Consider the following 14,601-nt stretch of genomic DNA (forward strand, 5'->3'; position numbering starts at 1 on the left):
CGGCCGGTCGCTCGCGGTGCCGCCGGCGAACTCCGGAGCAAGCCGGCCTACGACGGACCACGGACCGCCCAGAGCGAACGCGTGCAGGCAGCAGGCCGGGACCGTCACCGCAGAACCGGTCGTGGACGTCCTCGGACCGGCCCGGCCGATCACCGAGGCCCCCGTCGCCCTCGCCCGTACCGCGCCCCCCCGGGGCACCCGTACCGCCCCAGCGGCAGCCGGCCCGTTCCCCGGGGCCCGCGGTCTCCGGGGGCGCCCGGCCCCGAGAACCCGGGCGCGCACACATGAACGGGCCCCGTCGCCCGGGCCGCCCTCAAGCCCCGGAGGCCACTCGGCTCAACGACACCGCGCGGGGCCGCTCACCCCACCGGCTGAGCCTAAAAACGGGTGCCCTGTGTCCCCGTTGGACCGTCCGCGCTTCGGAGTTGCGTCGCCCCATCCGCCATGAGTCCGTGGGAATCGTGCCACGCCAGATCTCACTGTCAGGAGGAGAGATGCGCACTGAGACCAACAGCCCCGCGAGCGACAAGCTGTCCGTGGTCTACGCGGTCCGTGTCGTCGAGGGCGGCGAACAGGGGTTCCGCGAGGCGTACGACCGAATACGGAAGTCCGTCGCGAGCGTCCCGGGACACATCATCGACCGTCTCGGCGAGCCGATCGACGACTCCCGCCAGTGGGTGATCACCAGCGAGTGGGAGACACCCGAGCACTTCTTCGCCTGGCTGCGCGGCGAGGACCACCGCGCACTGCTCGGGCCGCTGCGCGCCTGGGTCGAACAGACGCAGTCGCTGCGGTACCGGGTCGTGCAGGAGACCATGAGAGTGACGTCATGACCCGCGACACCGGCCCCGTGGCCGTCCTCGGACTCGGCACGATGGGCACCGGACTGGCCACCCGTCTGCTCGACCAGGGACTTCGGGTACGGGTCTGGAACCGCACCCCGGAGCGCGCGGAGCCGCTCGCCCGGGCCGGTGCCTTCTCCGCAGCCCACCCCGCCGACGCTGTCGAGGGGACGAGCGCCGCCATCTGCACCGTCGCCGACGGGGACGCGCTCACCGCCGTGCTGCGCGGGCCCGACGGGATCCTCGCGCAGGGGCCCTACCCCGGCTCGCTGGTCTGCGCCGGGACGGTCGCCCCCGAGGAGGTCGTCCGGCTGGCCGATGACACCCATTCGGTCCTGGACGTCGGGATGCTGGGCAACCGGGAACACGCCCGCACCGGCGAACTGCGGTTGTTCGTCGGAGGGGAGGAACGGGTCTTCACCGCCGCCCGTCCCCTGCTCGAACTGCTGGGCAAGCAGGTCGTCCACCTGGGCGCGCCCGGCTCCGGCATGCGGATGAAGCTGCTGCTCAATCTGCTGATGGGGATCGAGATGCAGGCGCTGGCCGAGGCGGTCGAACTGGCCGCCGCCAGCGGACTCGACCGCGAACTGGCCCTCACCACCATCGCCGGCAGCGGCTTCGCCTCCCCCGTCATGGCGTTCAAGTCCAAGCGCCTGGCCGCCGGACGCTTCGACAAGCCCGACTTCCGGCTGCGGCTGATGGCCAAGGACCTGCTGCTCGCCGTCGACGAGGCCGAGGCGGCCGGACTGCGCCTGCCGCTCACGACCGCCGCCGCCGAGACCCATGTCCGTGCCACCGGCATGGGCCACGGCGACGAGGACTGTATGGCGGTCAGCCACGCACTCACACCGAACGCGGGAACCAGCCATGATCATTGACATCCACGGGCATCTGTCCCCACCCGAGGCGGCCAAGAAGTTCCCCATGCCGCCCAGCCTCACCGATGTCGACGGCATGCTCGCGGCCCGCGCCCAGGCGGGGATCGACCTCACCATCATCGGCAGCCCGGTCGGCGCCGGCGCGATGGCACGGATCCCCGGCGTCGACAACTACGCCCAGCCCCGGGACCGGCTGCGGAAGTTCCACGCCTGGATGTCCGGTCTGATCACCACCTTCCCGGACCAGCTGCGCGGATATGTGTACGCCAATCCGTTCGGCGACGACGATCATCTCGAAGGGATCCGGGAGACCCTGGCAGACCCCGCGTTCGTCGGGCTGATCACCACCTCCAGCGTCCACGGCGAACTCCTCGGCTCACCGCGGGCCGACTCCTTCTTCGCCCTGGCCGCCGAGGCGGGGGCGCCGGTCCTGGTCCATGCCCCGGCCGAGCCGATCGGCACCGACCGGGTCGACCATCTCGGCTTCGTCGAGCAACTCGGCCGGTTCCACGACATCTCCCTGAGCATGGCCATGATCGCGTTCGCCGGCTGGCTGGAGAAGTATCCCGCCCTGCGGCTGATCGGTTCCACGGGCGGGGGCGCGCTGGCACTGCTCCCGGAACGTCTGCAGACCGCGGCGCGTCCCCGGCACTGGGGCGGCGACGGCGCCTCGGGCCCCCCGACGGCCCGGCCATCCGGCGCACCGGGGAGCGGCGGCCCGCCCCCCGGTGCCGCCCGGCCGCCCGCCGGAGCGGCGAAGCCCCCGGCCGGGGGCGGGACGATGCCGCCGTCCGCCGACCCCGCGGCGGCACTGCGCCGGATGTACGTCGACACCAGCACCTTCAGCCCGGCGCACCTGGGTCTCAACGCGGAGGTCCTGGGGCCCGAGCGGATGCTGTTCGGTACCGACTCGCCGCCGCTGTCCGTGCCGCTCGGGGAACTCGTACGCCTGATCGAGAAGCTGCCCGTCGACAAGGCGGCCCAGCAGCTCATCCTCGGCGGAAACGCCGAAGCCGTCTTCGATCTGAGGAGCCGTCCGTGACCACTGTGAACGACCCCGTCGCCGAGGCCTCGCGCTGCACGCCCGAGTTCCGCCGGAATCCCTATCCGGTGTACAAGCACCTCCGGGACACGGCGCCCGTCTGCCCGATGCGTCCGCCGCACGGCATCGACACCTATCTGATCACACGGCACGAGGACGCCCGGGCCGCGCTCACCCACCCGGGGCTGAGCAAGGACATGTACGGGTCCCTGGACGCGTACCGCAGGATCTTCGGTGACTCGTCGGTGGCCCTGGACGACAACATGCTCAACTCCGACCCGCCCAAGCACACCCGGCTGCGCAAGCTGGTCGGCTCGACGTTCACCCCCCGCCGGGTGGAGTCGCTGCGGACGCACATCAAGGAGGTCGTGGGGTCGCTGCTGGACGACTGCCCGACCCGGGAGCCCGTCGATCTGCTGCCGGCCTTCGCGTTCCCCCTGCCGATCATCGTGATCTGCGAACTGCTCGGCGTGCCGCTGGAGGACCGGGCGGACATCCAGACCTGGTCCACCACGGTGGCCCACACCGGCTTCGGCAAGGAGGCCAAGCAGGCGCAGCAGCGGGCGGAGGAGAGCCTGCACGCGTACTTCACGGAGCTTCTCGCCCGTAAGCGGGAACGCCCCGGTGACGATCTCCTCAGCGCGCTGACCGAGGCCCGGGACGAGGAGGGCCCGCTCACCGAACAGCAGTTGGTGTCCACGGCGTTCCTGCTGATGTTCGCCGGTCACAAGACGACCGCGTATCTGATCGGCAACTCCATCCACAACCTCCTCACCCACCCCGATCAGCTGCGCGCGGTGAAGAAGAACCCGGAGCTGATCGGGCAGGCGGTGGAGGAACTGCTGCGCTACGACGGCTCGGTGGAGAGCGCGACCTTCCGCTACGCCAACGAGGACCTGGAGATCGCCGGGACACTGATCCCGAAGGGCGCTCTGGTCCAGATCGCGCTGAACTCCGCCAACCGGGACCCGCTGAGGTTCGAGGAGCCGGACGTGCTGGATGTGACGCGGCCGTCGAACACCCAGAGCGCGCACCTCGGGTTCGGACACGGGGTGCACTACTGCCTGGGCGCTCCCCTGGCGCGACTGGAGACCCAGCTCGCCCTCACCGGGCTGTTCGACCGGTTCCCGCGGGTCGCCCCGGCCGACCCCACCCGGGAGCCGACGTGGCTGGAGGTGCCGTTCCCGGCCTTCCGCGGTCTGACGGAACTGCCGGTCGTCCTCGACCCGTCCAGGTGACAACCGGAGGGGGTCCGGCCGGCGCTCCCCCTCCCAGGCCCTCGGCGTCGCGGCCGCACCCTGTGCGAGCCGGTGTCAGTAGTCGAGATCGAGATAGTCGATGTCATTGATTTCGACGTCCGACAGCCCCATGGCGCGGCTCCCGCCGTCCTGGAAGTACACGTCCTTGAATCCTTCGGCGATGATCCGTCGCATCTGCCGGTCGCCCGCTCCGGCGTCGCGGGCGTCGAACAGCCTGCGGGCGTAGGCCGGGGGGAGGTGCACGGTGAGCCGTCGGAAGCGTCCGTCGTCGGTCGTGCCGATCGGCGCGGTGTACCCGAACCGGGCCCTCGTCTCCACGGTGATCCCCCCGGTGGTGGCGGCCTTCTTCTGCTGGCGCCTGCGGACCTGGGGCTGCCAGCGGGACCGTACGGCCGCCTCGATCCGGTCGGCGATGGCCTTGGGCGGGTGCTTGCGTTCGCCCGTGAGGTAGCGCTCCACGGACCGCTGGCTCACGCCGATCTCCGCCGCGACGGCCCTGGTCGTTCTGAGCCGCCTCATCAGGAATTTGATGCGGGCCTTGACCGTCTTGGGCGGCTGGCGGGTGAAGCTCTCCCGGTCGGCGCGCTCGATGGCGTCCTCGATCTCCCCCACGGCTCTACTCCCCTTCGTCCAGGACGGCGTCGCCGCCCTTGATGTGGCGTGCCGGGTTGAGGCCCTGCTCCATCAGGCCGACCGCCCACAGCATCGGCTGGACGCCCTCCAGCTTCGCCAGACCCGGCGTGGGTCCGAGCCGGAACCCGCCCGGCTGCGGCTTCCCGGAAGCCGCGTAGGGCAGGAAGTCCAGGGGCGAGTCGCCCGGAGAGGGGTAGACGACGCAGTCGGACAGCACGGCGAGCGGGAACAGGCCCGTCATCGACGCCATGTTGCGCAGCTTGCGGTGCATGTTCACCCGCGCCTTGCTGATGACGGCGGCCCGGACATCGGGGCGCCAGGTCGGCCGCTCCAGGGCCGGCCACCGCTCCCCCTCCTTGTACTTACGGCCCTGGGGGCGCTCGCGGAGCTTGCCGACACCGCCTTTCACCGTCGCCTTGATCGCGGACAGCACGGCCGCCATCGCCGGGTCCACCCGCTTGTGCCGCTCCATCGCCGCAAGAAACTCGGAGTCGGACAGGTCCTTGGTCACGCCGAGGTCGGCGAGAGTGTCGACGTACGCGTTCTTGAGCCGGTCGTGCCACGGGTCCAGATAGGCGCCGGTCTCCCTCCGCAGATACGCCTCGATCGGATGGACGTTGTAGCCGAGTTCCTGGGCGTAGGCGACGGTATGCGTCTGGTACCAGGCAGGTCCCTCGGGCCGGACGCCGGACGGCGTGAACGGCGACGGCAACCGGGGGTCCAGCTCAACATGTGACAGGTCGACGTACCAGCTGCCGGGGATCTTCGGGTTGAACTTCGGCCCGTGGAAGTGGTCCGGGGCGGACAGACCCACCGTGAGCCGGGCCGCGGCCGCGAGGAACGCCGTGTTCAGGTCGAGGCCCACCGCGTACGGCAGCAGGCACTCCTCATCGGTGAGCGTCTCGACCGACCGCACCCACTGGTACGCCTCTTCATCGAGGAACCCGCCCGTCCAACCGGAGTCGACGACCACGGGGTGCTCGACGGTGGCCTCGGGCGGTGCCGGGTCCATCGGCTCCGTGCCCAGGCTGCCGGGGTTGTGGCCGGATACCCAGTTCCCGGTCGCCTCGTCCCGCGCGGCGCGCGTGGGCGGTCGCAGGGCGGTCATCAGCTCCAGCCCCGACACGGCCGTGGAACCGCGCGGGGTGATGACCCGCTGGGCGTACACGCCGAGGACACGGGCGATGTCCGCCGGCTCCATCTCCGCCACGCCGGGCCAGGACCGCTCGTCGAGGGCGTCCCAGGACAGGATCGCGAGCTGCACACACTGCCGCTCACGCCCCTGCGCCGTGCGGTAGACCCTGGCCCACGGACCGAACCCGCGCTGCGTGAGCTGCCACTGCGCCCTGCCGATCTGCTTCACGACCGGGTGGTCGGCGGGCAGACTCAGGGAACGGCGCTGCTCGTGCCCCTCCAGACGCTCCGGCAGCCCCAGCTTCACCGCCGCGGACGCGGTGAGCACGATCAGCGGATCACTGTCCTTGCCGCGGCGGTGCAGCCGCGCCGCGCCGAGGCCCGACTCCTTGAGGGTCCACTCCACCAGCTCGGGCACGGTGACCGCCGGACACTCCAGCACGATCCCGCCGACCCCGTACGCACAGCCGTCCCCGTCCAGCACCGCCAGCGGGCCGTGCTGATACGGCGCGGCGGCGATATCGGGAACGACGGGATTGCGGGCCGGACGGCGCGAGGTGACGGCCGGACGGAAAAGCCCCGCGGGAGCCGCCCCGGCGTCCGGAGCCCCCGACGCGGCCGGCCCGGTGGAGGCATGTGGCGCTTCCGGCTGCGCGTCGGCGGTGGCGGGGCCCTCCTTGGGGTACTTCGCCGCCCATCCGTTCAGCAGCCGCTGATACGCCTCCAGGCGCGGCGACTTGGGCTCGGACCGGCCGTTCTCGTAGTTCTTGACCGTCTGCGTCGTGGTCTTCAACGCCCGTGCGAGGCGGACCTGGGTGATACCCGCGGCCTCACGGAGCCTCGCACGCTCCGCCGGAGACGGAAGCTGCGGCTCCTCCTCCAGCAGAGCGTCGATGTTCGCGAACAGCTCTTCCTCAGATGCCATATCTGTCGACCTCCACCACCCGAACGCTAGCAGTCTTTCCTCTTTATTTAACTCACTTCTTTAACCCGATCGAAGTAATTCGCCTCGATGGAGGAGAGCAGGACGTCAACCGGCCGCAAAAACCCTCGGCGTTGATGACGGTCCGGCCGACGAAGTCACCGCCGAAGCCAGGGCGCCCCTTACCGGACCGTCCGCGGCTCTCCGGCGGCACCGTGGTCGGGGCGGGTGGCGCTGTACGGGACGCTCGCCGTCGTCACCTCCGGAACACTCGCCGCGATCGGCCTGTACGCCGGGACCACACCGTCACCTCAAGCCCTCCCCGAGGCGATCGCCCGAGCTGACCAGCCTGCTCGCATCCGACGACTCCCGGCGCCGACGCTGCGTCGGCCACGCTGCCGGGCGGGCAACAGGGCCGCCGACAGACTCGGGCCGTCACCCCCCGGTGCGAGTGATCTCCTGGGTCGCCGGACTCGCACTCGTGTGCGGCGTCACCGGGAGGTTCCGCAGCGTCATCCTGATTCGGTCGCCCATCGCGTCAGCAGCGTCGATGATCTCAAGGCAGTGCCAGTACAGGCCCTCGTCGTCCGTACTACAGGCGACGCCGACCATCGTCGTTCCCACCTCGGCAAGCAGGGGAAGCAACCCGCTCAGCGCCTCGTGGGCATCTGGCACGCCGGAGAGTCGTTCGGCTCGGAGGCGGGCATCGGTGACCGGCCCCAGGGTGGCGGGCACCAGGCGATCGAGTTCGGCACGGCGGACTGCGTCGGCAAGCCCCGGCTGACCGTACTCCACCAGGTAGCTGCCGATCTCGTGGGCCAGAGCCAGTGCTCTCTTCGCTTCCTTCACAAGGTCCGACGGCGCGGCAGTACCCGCGAGAGCCCGTCGGCTGATCCTGATGAGGTGAACCGCGTCCCTGCGCGGGCTCGTCGGGCCCGCGTCCTCAACCTGAGGGGAGTATCGGGCTCGCAGCCGGGCGAGCCGATCCCGAGTGGCCCTGTCGTCGCTCCACATCTCGTCCACCGCGTGGGCGGCATCACGGAGGCGATCCTCAATGCTCATCCGTCACCCCTCCCCGTCCTCGCCGAGCAGCATCTTGAGAGTCTTGCGCGCGTGATGCACATGCGTCTTCACCGAGCCGGTCGAGATACCCATGATGCCGGCGATCTCGTCGAGCGGCAGATCGTACTGGACCTGAAGGGCGATCGCCGTGGCCTGCCGTGGCGGGAGTTTGCGTACGGCGTCCAGGATGGCCAGTCGGTCGTCCTGGACCGCGAAGGCGTCCCTGACCCCCGGTGGGGAACGGTCCGGAAGTTCGTACGGATCGGTACTCACCCCTGATCGCCGACGCGCCTCCTGGGCATCGCCGAGCCGTTGGCCGGCAACCTTGAAGAGCCAGGCCCGCGGCTGTTGGAGTTCCGTGACTGTTGACCAGTACCGGAGGGCGCTCATCATGGTTTCCTGTGCCGCATCGTCGATCACGGCCCCATCACCCTCCAACCAGACGAGATACCGGCGGACCTGAGGCTCCCAGTGTGCGAAGAACAGGGAGAAGTCCTCCGATTCAGGCTTCACGTACTGCCCCGTCCCCCTGTGTGCCACGGATGTCCCACGGTTAGGGACGCCGACTGTCCCGAGCCGCTGAACCGATCGCTGTGCCGCGTCCGCTCTCACAGCCATCCGTATCTTCCACCTCAATACCGCCCCTGGGGAGCCGTTCAAGCATCATCCGCAACGTGGCCCGGCGCTCCCGCTCGATTCCCGCGTCCACCCGGCCGCGTGCAAGCTCGTGCAGAACGTCCCAGAGGTTCGGGCTTCCGGTCCGGGAGCGAAGCAGGATCCCCACAAAGGCGAGAACGGTCGGTACCAGAACGGCGATCAGGTCTGCATTCACCGGCGTAACACTCCGTCAGTCCGTGCCGTGGGCCTCCTGCCCCGGAACTGCCCACTACAGGGACCGGGGGCCGAAAAGGTTGAACGCAGGCGGTGGACGAACGCAGAAGCGACCGAGGGGAACTGCCCCGCCGACGGCTCGTCCTCTCCTCGCGACGACGGCGCGGGCAGTCAGTACTCGCGCGTCCTGGACCACCACCAGCCGCCCACTGTCCATTCGCCCGCCGGTCCGGGGTTCGGCAGGGTGCGGCGTTCGAACTCGTCGTCGATACGATCTATCAGCCGACCGAGATCACGCCGGGCACCGCAAGGGAGGTGGAGCATCGCCTCCTCCAGATCATCGCGGGCGTACTCCACCTCCAGTCCGGGCTGCCAGACCTGGAACGCGTTCAGATAGCGGCCGGATTGCCCGAATGCGCACTCGAAACGGGCGAGTGCGTCAGCAACCGCGTCAGGCCACATACGCTCTTCTTCGACACGCCGAACAGCGGCACGCGTTCTCGCCGAAACACCACGGATCTGTCGAACGACAACATGTCTGCGAGGCCGCCATCGCTCAGCACGGACGGCCTTCGGGCGCCTACGCGGCATCGCCCTTTCTGATCAGCATGCCGTCATTTTGCCACGAACGCGGCCGGCTTCGCACGCACGATCGAGTCCCCTGCCGCCTCGGGTGTTCCCCAGGAAGACCGAGTTCTCCCCCGAACCGATGCGGCACCCCCTTCACGCTCTTCCACGCGCTCGGCCGACAGACAGACCCCGGCCGTATCGCTTGTCTCGCAGTCGATTCGGATACTCAGGCCAGGTACTCGGTCAGGTGCCGGTTGAGCAGGGCCGCGTCCTCCGTCGGGATGGTGTGGTGGGACGCGTTCGCCAGTACGGCGACGTCCGCCTGGGGCATGAGGCGCTGTACGGCGGCGGCCGTACGCCGGGGGTTGTGGGCCCGGCTGCGCTCGGCCAGGAGCACCAGGGTGGGCACGGTGCAGGACCGCAGAGCCTCCGCCCCGGGACGGCGCATGACCAGGATCTTGGACCGCCGGGCCCCGATGGTGCTGTCGAGGAAGGACTGCCAGCCGGGATCCTCCGGAGCGCGTCCTGTCTCCCACCTCAGGAATCCGCGGTGGCGGGCGACGGAGGGCTTCACGAGCGCCGGAAGCGCGCGCAGGAGGTAGCGGACGCTCATGCCGGCGAAGCAGTTCGTCGGGTCGAGGAGGACGATCCTGCCGAGCCGGGCGGGCGCGTGCAGCGCGTAGTTCAGGGCGATCCAGGCGCCGTAGGAGTGCCCGCAGAGATGGGCGCCGTCGAGTTCGAGGGAGTCGAGCAGGTCGTCCATCCAGGCCGTCAGATCGGCGATGCCCCGCAGCGGTGCCCCGTCGTGGACGCTGCGGCCGATGTCGCCCATCACATCGACGGCGTACACCCGGTGGGCGCGAACGAGTTCCCCCACATTGGCGAACCAGACCATCGACGTCGTTCCGCCACCGGGCAGCAGGACGAGCGGGACACCGCTCTCGGGGCCGCTGATGTGAACCCGGGTACTCCCTGAGCGGGTTGGTACGTCGACGCTGCTCACCGCCACCGGCCAGCGACGCAGAGCCGCGTCGTAGGCTGCATCGAACTCGGTGTCATGGGACATGGCTCCGCCCTGGTTTCTCGTTCATCTAGAATCTCGACTAACGAGATATTATTCGGAGGGTACGCGTGGATGACAAGGACTCCCGGCTCGAGATGGTCCACCTGCTGCGCGCCGTCACCGTGGAACTGGACCTGTTCGCCGCCGGGTTCGCGCAGGAGTACGCACTGCACTCCACGGACGTACGGGCCTTGATCCACCTGGTGGACGCGGACCGCACGGGCGTGACCGCCACTCCGGGGATGCTGGGCGCGCACCTGGGGGTCAACTCCGCCTCGACGACGGCCCTGGTCGACCGGCTGGAGCGCAAGGGGCTGGTCCGCCGGGACCGTGACACCCGTGACCGCCGAAGGGTGCTGTTGGTTCTTGAGGACAAGGCCGTCACCATGGGCTGGTCCTACTTCGGACCGCTCATGGGCGAGATGATGACGGCGATGGACGCGTTCGACGAGACCGAGCTGGCCACGGTGCGGCGGTTCCTGCTCGCCATGCGCGACACCACGGCGGCGGAACGGCTGTCGTCAGGGGGCGACACCGCGGGGAAGCCCGCGCGGCCCGCCGTACCGTCGGAGGACTGAAGGCGGGCACCGGTGCCGCCGGCGCACCGGCCGTCGAGGACCGGGGCAGCCCCTGCGTCCCCCGTTCGCACCGGCGGGTCCGCGGGGCCGGGCCGCCGCGGGACCACGGGCTCGCCCTGGACGCCGGGCGGGATCGCGCGCCGGGGACGGGCGCGGTGATGGTCTGCGCCGAGGAGTCCCTGGATGCCGTCGGCCATGGCCAGGGCGTCGTACCGCTCACGGATCCGGCCGTCCCACCGCCGTACGGGTGCGGGCCGTTCGGCCCGCAAGGGGGATCGGCGGAACGGTCGCACGAACCACACCTGATGCCCTGACAGGCCCTCCACCGTCGGCCGGAAGTACGGCGTCGCCTCGGGCGCGCAGCGGCCCGGTCAGGGGTGAGGGTGTGCGCCGATCGGTGGGAGACCGGCTTGCTGAGGTGCGGGCACTGGTCAACGATCAGCTTACGGGAAGCGCCGCCCATCAATCGTGATGATCCGATTCATGGCGTGTCGCCCTCTGTCTGTTCGACCTCCTGAGGAGTGGCCATGGAAGAAGACAGTCCGCCCAGCCGCCGACGGCTGCTGTGGGGTGCCGCCGGCGCGGCCGGTACAGCTCTGGCCGCCGTCGGGCTGACCCAGCTGACGGGATCCGAGGAGAAGGTGAAGGCCGCGCCGCCGCGCCCCGTGAAGAAGGCCCCCGCCGCGGGACCGCCCGCGACCCGGCGCAAGGACCCCTCGGTGGACTACGCACCCGCCGTCTGGATCGAGGCCAACGAGTCCAACTACAACACGGCCGACCGTCCCGAGGACTATCCCATCGAGTACGTCGTCATCCATCTGACGACGGATGTCGTTCCGATCATGCTCGCGACGTTCAAGGACCCCGCCGAGCGGGTGTCCGCGCACTACATGATCAGCGCGACCGGCAGACAGATCATCCAGTGCGTGCGTGAGTGCGATGTTGCCTGGCACTCCGGAAACGTCTGGTACAACCACCGGAGCATCGGTATCGAGCACGAAGGCTGGATCGAGCAGCCTGGTTTCACCGATGAGATGTACGAGACATCCGCCGTCCTCACGGCCACCATCTGCGCGAAGTACGAGGTCCCGATCGACCGGGAGCACATCCTGGGCCATATCGAGGTCCCGCTGTCCACGCACGAGGACCCCGGCCCCTCGTGGAACTGGGACAAATACATGAAGCTCGTCGAGACCGCCCACCGGCGCATCAGGATCTGACACCGCGTCGCCCCCTCACGCCGGCTTGCCGTCGCCGTAGAGCCACGAGTCCCAGATCTGGTCGAGATCGCGGCCGGTCCGGGCCTCCGCGTACGCGGTGAAGCCGTCCGTGGAGGCGTGGCCGTGACGGTGGCGCAGGGTCCAGCCCCGTACCAGAGCACGGAAGGCCTTGTCGCCCACGGTCTGCCGGATCCTGTGGATCACCATCGCGCCGCGCACGTACACCGGCTGACCGGAGATGTCCGAGGCGTCCGGCGGCGCGGCGGGCGGGAAGTCCCACTCGTTGTCGTCCGCGGCCTTGGCGTGGTTGCGGTCGAAGTGCGCCTGGGCGCTGGCCCCGCCGTGTTCCTCGGTCCACAGCCACTCCGCGTAGGTGGCGAAGCCCTCGTTGAGCCACATGTCCCGCCAGGTCCGCGGGGTGACGGAGTTGCCGAACCACTGGTGGGCCATCTCGTGCACCACGTTGGTGGTGTTCAGGATGCCGGCCGGAATGGTCGGCCTGGTCTGGGTCTCCAGGGCGTAGGGCACATCGGCCGCCTGATCGACGATCACCCCGGCGGCGGAGAAGGGGTAGGGACCGAACCAGCCCTCCGACCATTCCATGATCTCGGGGAACCGGCCGAGCACCGCTCCGTCCGCTTTCGCGGTCGTGTCCATCGCCGACAGGACGGGAACGCCCGAGCGGGTCCGGGAGGTCCTGATGTCGTAACTGCCGATGGCCACGGTCGCCACATAGCTGGCCATCGGCTCGGGCTGGTGCCAGTGGAAGGTGGCACGGTCGCCGCTGGTGCGCCGGGCGCGCAGCCGTCCGTTGGAGATGGCCTGCACCCCCTTGGGGACGGTCACGGTGATGTCGTACGAGGCCTTGTCCGAGGGGTGGTGGTTGCCGGGGAACCAGGACATCGAGCCCGTCGGCTCACCGAACGCCACCGCTCCGTTGCCGGTCCGCAGCCAGCCCTCGCGCCACCCGTGATCATGGGTGACCGACTCCGGAGTGCCCGCGTAGCGCACGACGCTGCGGAAGACGGACCCCTTCCTGAGGTGAACGCGCGGCTGCAGGGTCAGCTCCTGCCCGTCCTGCCGGACCCGGGCCTCGTGACCGTCGACGGTGGCGCTCTGCACCTCCAGGCCGAGAAGGTCGAGATTGAAGGCGCTGAGGTTCCCGGTGGCCTTCGCGGTGATCTCCGCGGTGCCGTCGAGCCGGCCGCTGCCGGGATCGTAGGCCAGTTTCAGGGCGTAGTGGGTGACGTCGTAGCCGCCGTTGCCGAGTTCCGGGAAGTACGGGTCATCGGCGCCTGCGGCCGCGGGGCGTCCGCCCCGGAACACCGGGCCGGCGGCCCCCGGCCGGGCGGTGTCCGCTCCGGGACGGGCACTGGCTCTCGCGTCCGCGCCGGTACGGACGCCCGCCCCACCGCCGCTCTGGCCGCCGGACTCCGAGCACGCGGGGAGTACGGCGAGCAGGCTGGCGGCCGTGAGGGCGGCCAGACGTCCGGAGGTCTTCACAGAGCCGATCATCACCCGGCCCCCGGGCACCCCGGCCCCGCCACGCTGTGCGCATCGCTCCACCGGCGGGTAGGCCGGATGCCGTGCGCGTCGAGCCGTACGGCCGTTCGGACGACCTCCACGATGCGTTGCTCACCCCGGGCGCGCGGCTCCGCCGACCGCGACCCCACGCGGTGCGGAGGGAGTCCCGGCTAAGGGCTGTCCCGCACCCAGGGCCGCAGTTTCTCGGGATTGCGGACCACCCAGATCCGGGTGACGCGCCTCTCGAAGACGTCGAACGAGGCCACGGTCAGAACGACTCCGGCACGCCGGGCCACCAGGCCCGGCACGCCGTTGACCGACCGCTCCAGGAGTTCGAGCCCCGGAGCCTTGTCGGCGATGGCGGCCATGTACTGGGCGATGCGCGCATCGCCCTCGACGGGGCGCAGGACGGTGCCGACCATGCCTCCGCCGTCGGCGGTCATCACGGCAGCCGGGTCGAGGAGGCCGACGAGGGCCCCGATGTCCTTGGTCTCCCAGGCCTCCTTGACGTGCCTCACCACCTCGGCCTGGCCCGGCGCCGCCACCGGGGCCCGTGCGGCGCCCACGCGCCGCCGGGCGGAGGCCGCCAACTGCTTGCAGGCTCCTGGGGTCCGGCCGAGAACACCGGCGATCTCGGCGTACGGGTACCGGAAGACCTCGTGCAGGACGAACGCCACCCGCTCGGCGGGCGTCATCGATTCCAGGACGACCAGGAAGGCCATGGTCACCGACTCGTCCAGGACGATCTGGTCGGCGGGGTCCGCGAGGCCGGTGGGACCGTTGGGGCCGGCATCGCCCGTGCGGCCCCACTCGGCGTGGTCGGGCAGCGGCTCGGGCAGCCACGCGCCGACATAGCGTTCACGCCGGACCCGCGCCGAGCCGAGCAGGTCCAGGCAGATACGGCTGGTCACCGTCATCAGCCAGGCTCCCGGGGACAGGATCTCCTCCCGCCGGCGTCGCTCGCCGGCCACCTCATCCGCGCCGGTCCCTGCAGTCCCCATGCTGCTTCCGGCCCCCCTCGCCTTACCTTTCGCGGGCCCGCT

General features: G+C 70.3%; 14 protein-coding genes. 6 read left to right on the plus strand and 8 right to left on the minus strand.

The window, feature by feature from the left end:
- Positions 1 to 494: 494 nt before the first annotated feature.
- Genes ACIBCM_RS07000 through ACIBCM_RS07015 form a run of 4 tightly spaced genes read left to right on the plus strand, consistent with a single transcriptional unit; the run spans position 495 to position 4,000 of the window.
- Positions 495 to 833, plus strand: a complete 339-nt coding sequence (locus tag ACIBCM_RS07000) for an antibiotic biosynthesis monooxygenase family protein (protein ID WP_399240920.1) — start codon at positions 495 to 497, stop codon at positions 831 to 833.
- Positions 830 to 1,720 carry an NAD(P)-dependent oxidoreductase gene (locus ACIBCM_RS07005; protein ID WP_399240921.1) on the plus strand — a complete coding sequence of 297 codons (891 nt, stop codon included), beginning with the start codon at positions 830 to 832 and terminating at the stop codon, positions 1,718 to 1,720. The genes ACIBCM_RS07000 and ACIBCM_RS07005 overlap by 4 nt, the downstream gene beginning before the upstream one ends.
- The gene (locus ACIBCM_RS07010) at positions 1,710 to 2,762 is read left to right on the plus strand and encodes an amidohydrolase family protein (protein WP_399240922.1); all 1,053 of its coding nucleotides are present in this window, start codon (positions 1,710 to 1,712) and stop codon (positions 2,760 to 2,762) included. Before ACIBCM_RS07005 ends, ACIBCM_RS07010 begins: the two co-directional genes overlap by 11 nt.
- Complete coding sequence (locus ACIBCM_RS07015) at positions 2,759 to 4,000, plus strand: cytochrome P450 (protein WP_399240923.1); 1,242 nt, start codon at positions 2,759 to 2,761, stop codon at positions 3,998 to 4,000. The genes ACIBCM_RS07010 and ACIBCM_RS07015 overlap by 4 nt, the downstream gene beginning before the upstream one ends.
- A gap of 75 nt (positions 4,001 to 4,075) precedes the next feature.
- On the opposite strand, the gene tpg is transcribed toward ACIBCM_RS07015, so the two are convergent.
- The 6 genes from tpg to ACIBCM_RS07045 form a co-directional block, all read right to left on the minus strand.
- Positions 4,076 to 4,633 carry a telomere-protecting terminal protein Tpg gene (gene tpg / locus ACIBCM_RS07020; RefSeq protein ID WP_399240924.1) on the minus strand — a complete coding sequence of 186 codons (558 nt, stop codon included), beginning with the start codon at positions 4,631 to 4,633 and terminating at the stop codon, positions 4,076 to 4,078.
- Between the two features lie 4 nt (positions 4,634 to 4,637).
- The gene (tap, locus tag ACIBCM_RS07025; RefSeq protein WP_399240925.1) at positions 4,638 to 6,713 is read right to left on the minus strand and encodes a telomere-associated protein Tap; all 2,076 of its coding nucleotides are present in this window, start codon (positions 6,711 to 6,713) and stop codon (positions 4,638 to 4,640) included.
- 432 nt (positions 6,714 to 7,145) lie between these two features.
- Positions 7,146 to 7,772 carry a DUF6099 family protein gene (locus ACIBCM_RS07030; RefSeq protein ID WP_399240926.1) on the minus strand — a complete coding sequence of 209 codons (627 nt, stop codon included), beginning with the start codon at positions 7,770 to 7,772 and terminating at the stop codon, positions 7,146 to 7,148.
- 3 nt (positions 7,773 to 7,775) lie between these two features.
- The gene (locus ACIBCM_RS07035) at positions 7,776 to 8,285 is read right to left on the minus strand and encodes an RNA polymerase sigma factor (protein ID WP_399240927.1); all 510 of its coding nucleotides are present in this window, start codon (positions 8,283 to 8,285) and stop codon (positions 7,776 to 7,778) included.
- A 489-nt stretch (positions 8,286 to 8,774) separates the two neighbouring features.
- Positions 8,775 to 9,065 carry a hypothetical protein gene (locus ACIBCM_RS07040; RefSeq protein ID WP_399240928.1) on the minus strand — a complete coding sequence of 97 codons (291 nt, stop codon included), beginning with the start codon at positions 9,063 to 9,065 and terminating at the stop codon, positions 8,775 to 8,777.
- Between the two features lie 334 nt (positions 9,066 to 9,399).
- Positions 9,400 to 10,239: an alpha/beta fold hydrolase gene (locus tag ACIBCM_RS07045; protein WP_399240929.1), complete on the minus strand. Its 840-nt coding sequence runs from the start codon at positions 10,237 to 10,239 to the stop codon at positions 9,400 to 9,402.
- 65 nt (positions 10,240 to 10,304) lie between these two features.
- Here ACIBCM_RS07045 and ACIBCM_RS07050 point away from each other — a divergent pair, with 65 nt between their 5' ends.
- Both ACIBCM_RS07050 and ACIBCM_RS07055 read left to right on the plus strand, forming a co-directional pair.
- Positions 10,305 to 10,814: a MarR family winged helix-turn-helix transcriptional regulator gene (locus tag ACIBCM_RS07050; RefSeq protein ID WP_399240930.1), complete on the plus strand. Its 510-nt coding sequence runs from the start codon at positions 10,305 to 10,307 to the stop codon at positions 10,812 to 10,814.
- Between the two features lie 527 nt (positions 10,815 to 11,341).
- Entirely contained in the window at positions 11,342 to 12,034 is a 693-nt protein-coding gene (locus ACIBCM_RS07055) for an N-acetylmuramoyl-L-alanine amidase (RefSeq protein WP_399240931.1), read from the plus strand.
- A 15-nt stretch (positions 12,035 to 12,049) separates the two neighbouring features.
- Here ACIBCM_RS07055 and ACIBCM_RS07060 read toward each other — a convergent pair whose 3' ends face one another.
- Both ACIBCM_RS07060 and ACIBCM_RS07065 read right to left on the minus strand, forming a co-directional pair.
- Positions 12,050 to 13,549, minus strand: coding sequence for a M1 family metallopeptidase (locus tag ACIBCM_RS07060; RefSeq protein WP_399240932.1), 1,500 nt, complete (start codon positions 13,547 to 13,549; stop codon positions 12,050 to 12,052).
- 179 nt (positions 13,550 to 13,728) lie between these two features.
- Complete coding sequence (locus ACIBCM_RS07065; protein WP_399240933.1) at positions 13,729 to 14,559, minus strand: sigma factor-like helix-turn-helix DNA-binding protein; 831 nt, start codon at positions 14,557 to 14,559, stop codon at positions 13,729 to 13,731.
- Positions 14,560 to 14,601 lie beyond the last annotated feature (42 nt).

The sequence above is a fragment of the Streptomyces sp. NPDC051018 genome (genome assembly GCF_044456085.1).
Classification (GTDB): Bacteria; Actinomycetota; Actinomycetes; order Streptomycetales; family Streptomycetaceae; genus Streptomyces.

Excerpts from the sequence above, each read along its gene's own strand:
- ACIBCM_RS07065 (WP_399240933.1), bottom strand. The coding sequence starts at position 14,559 with ATGGGGACTGCAGGGACCGGCGCGGATGAGGTGGCCGGCGAGCGACGC.
- ACIBCM_RS07010 (WP_399240922.1), top strand. The coding sequence starts at position 1,710 with ATGATCATTGACATCCACGGGCATCTGTCCCCACCCGAGGCGGCCAAG.
- ACIBCM_RS07045 (WP_399240929.1), bottom strand. The coding sequence starts at position 10,239 with ATGTCCCATGACACCGAGTTCGATGCAGCCTACGACGCGGCTCTGCGT.
- ACIBCM_RS07005 (WP_399240921.1), top strand. The coding sequence starts at position 830 with ATGACCCGCGACACCGGCCCCGTGGCCGTCCTCGGACTCGGCACGATG.
- ACIBCM_RS07055 (WP_399240931.1), top strand. The coding sequence starts at position 11,342 with ATGGAAGAAGACAGTCCGCCCAGCCGCCGACGGCTGCTGTGGGGTGCC.
- ACIBCM_RS07060 (WP_399240932.1), bottom strand. The coding sequence starts at position 13,549 with ATGATCGGCTCTGTGAAGACCTCCGGACGTCTGGCCGCCCTCACGGCC.
- tap (WP_399240925.1), bottom strand. The coding sequence starts at position 6,713 with ATGGCATCTGAGGAAGAGCTGTTCGCGAACATCGACGCTCTGCTGGAG.
- ACIBCM_RS07000 (WP_399240920.1), top strand. The coding sequence starts at position 495 with ATGCGCACTGAGACCAACAGCCCCGCGAGCGACAAGCTGTCCGTGGTC.
- ACIBCM_RS07030 (WP_399240926.1), bottom strand. The coding sequence starts at position 7,772 with ATGAGCATTGAGGATCGCCTCCGTGATGCCGCCCACGCGGTGGACGAG.
- ACIBCM_RS07040 (WP_399240928.1), bottom strand. The coding sequence starts at position 9,065 with ATGTGGCCTGACGCGGTTGCTGACGCACTCGCCCGTTTCGAGTGCGCA.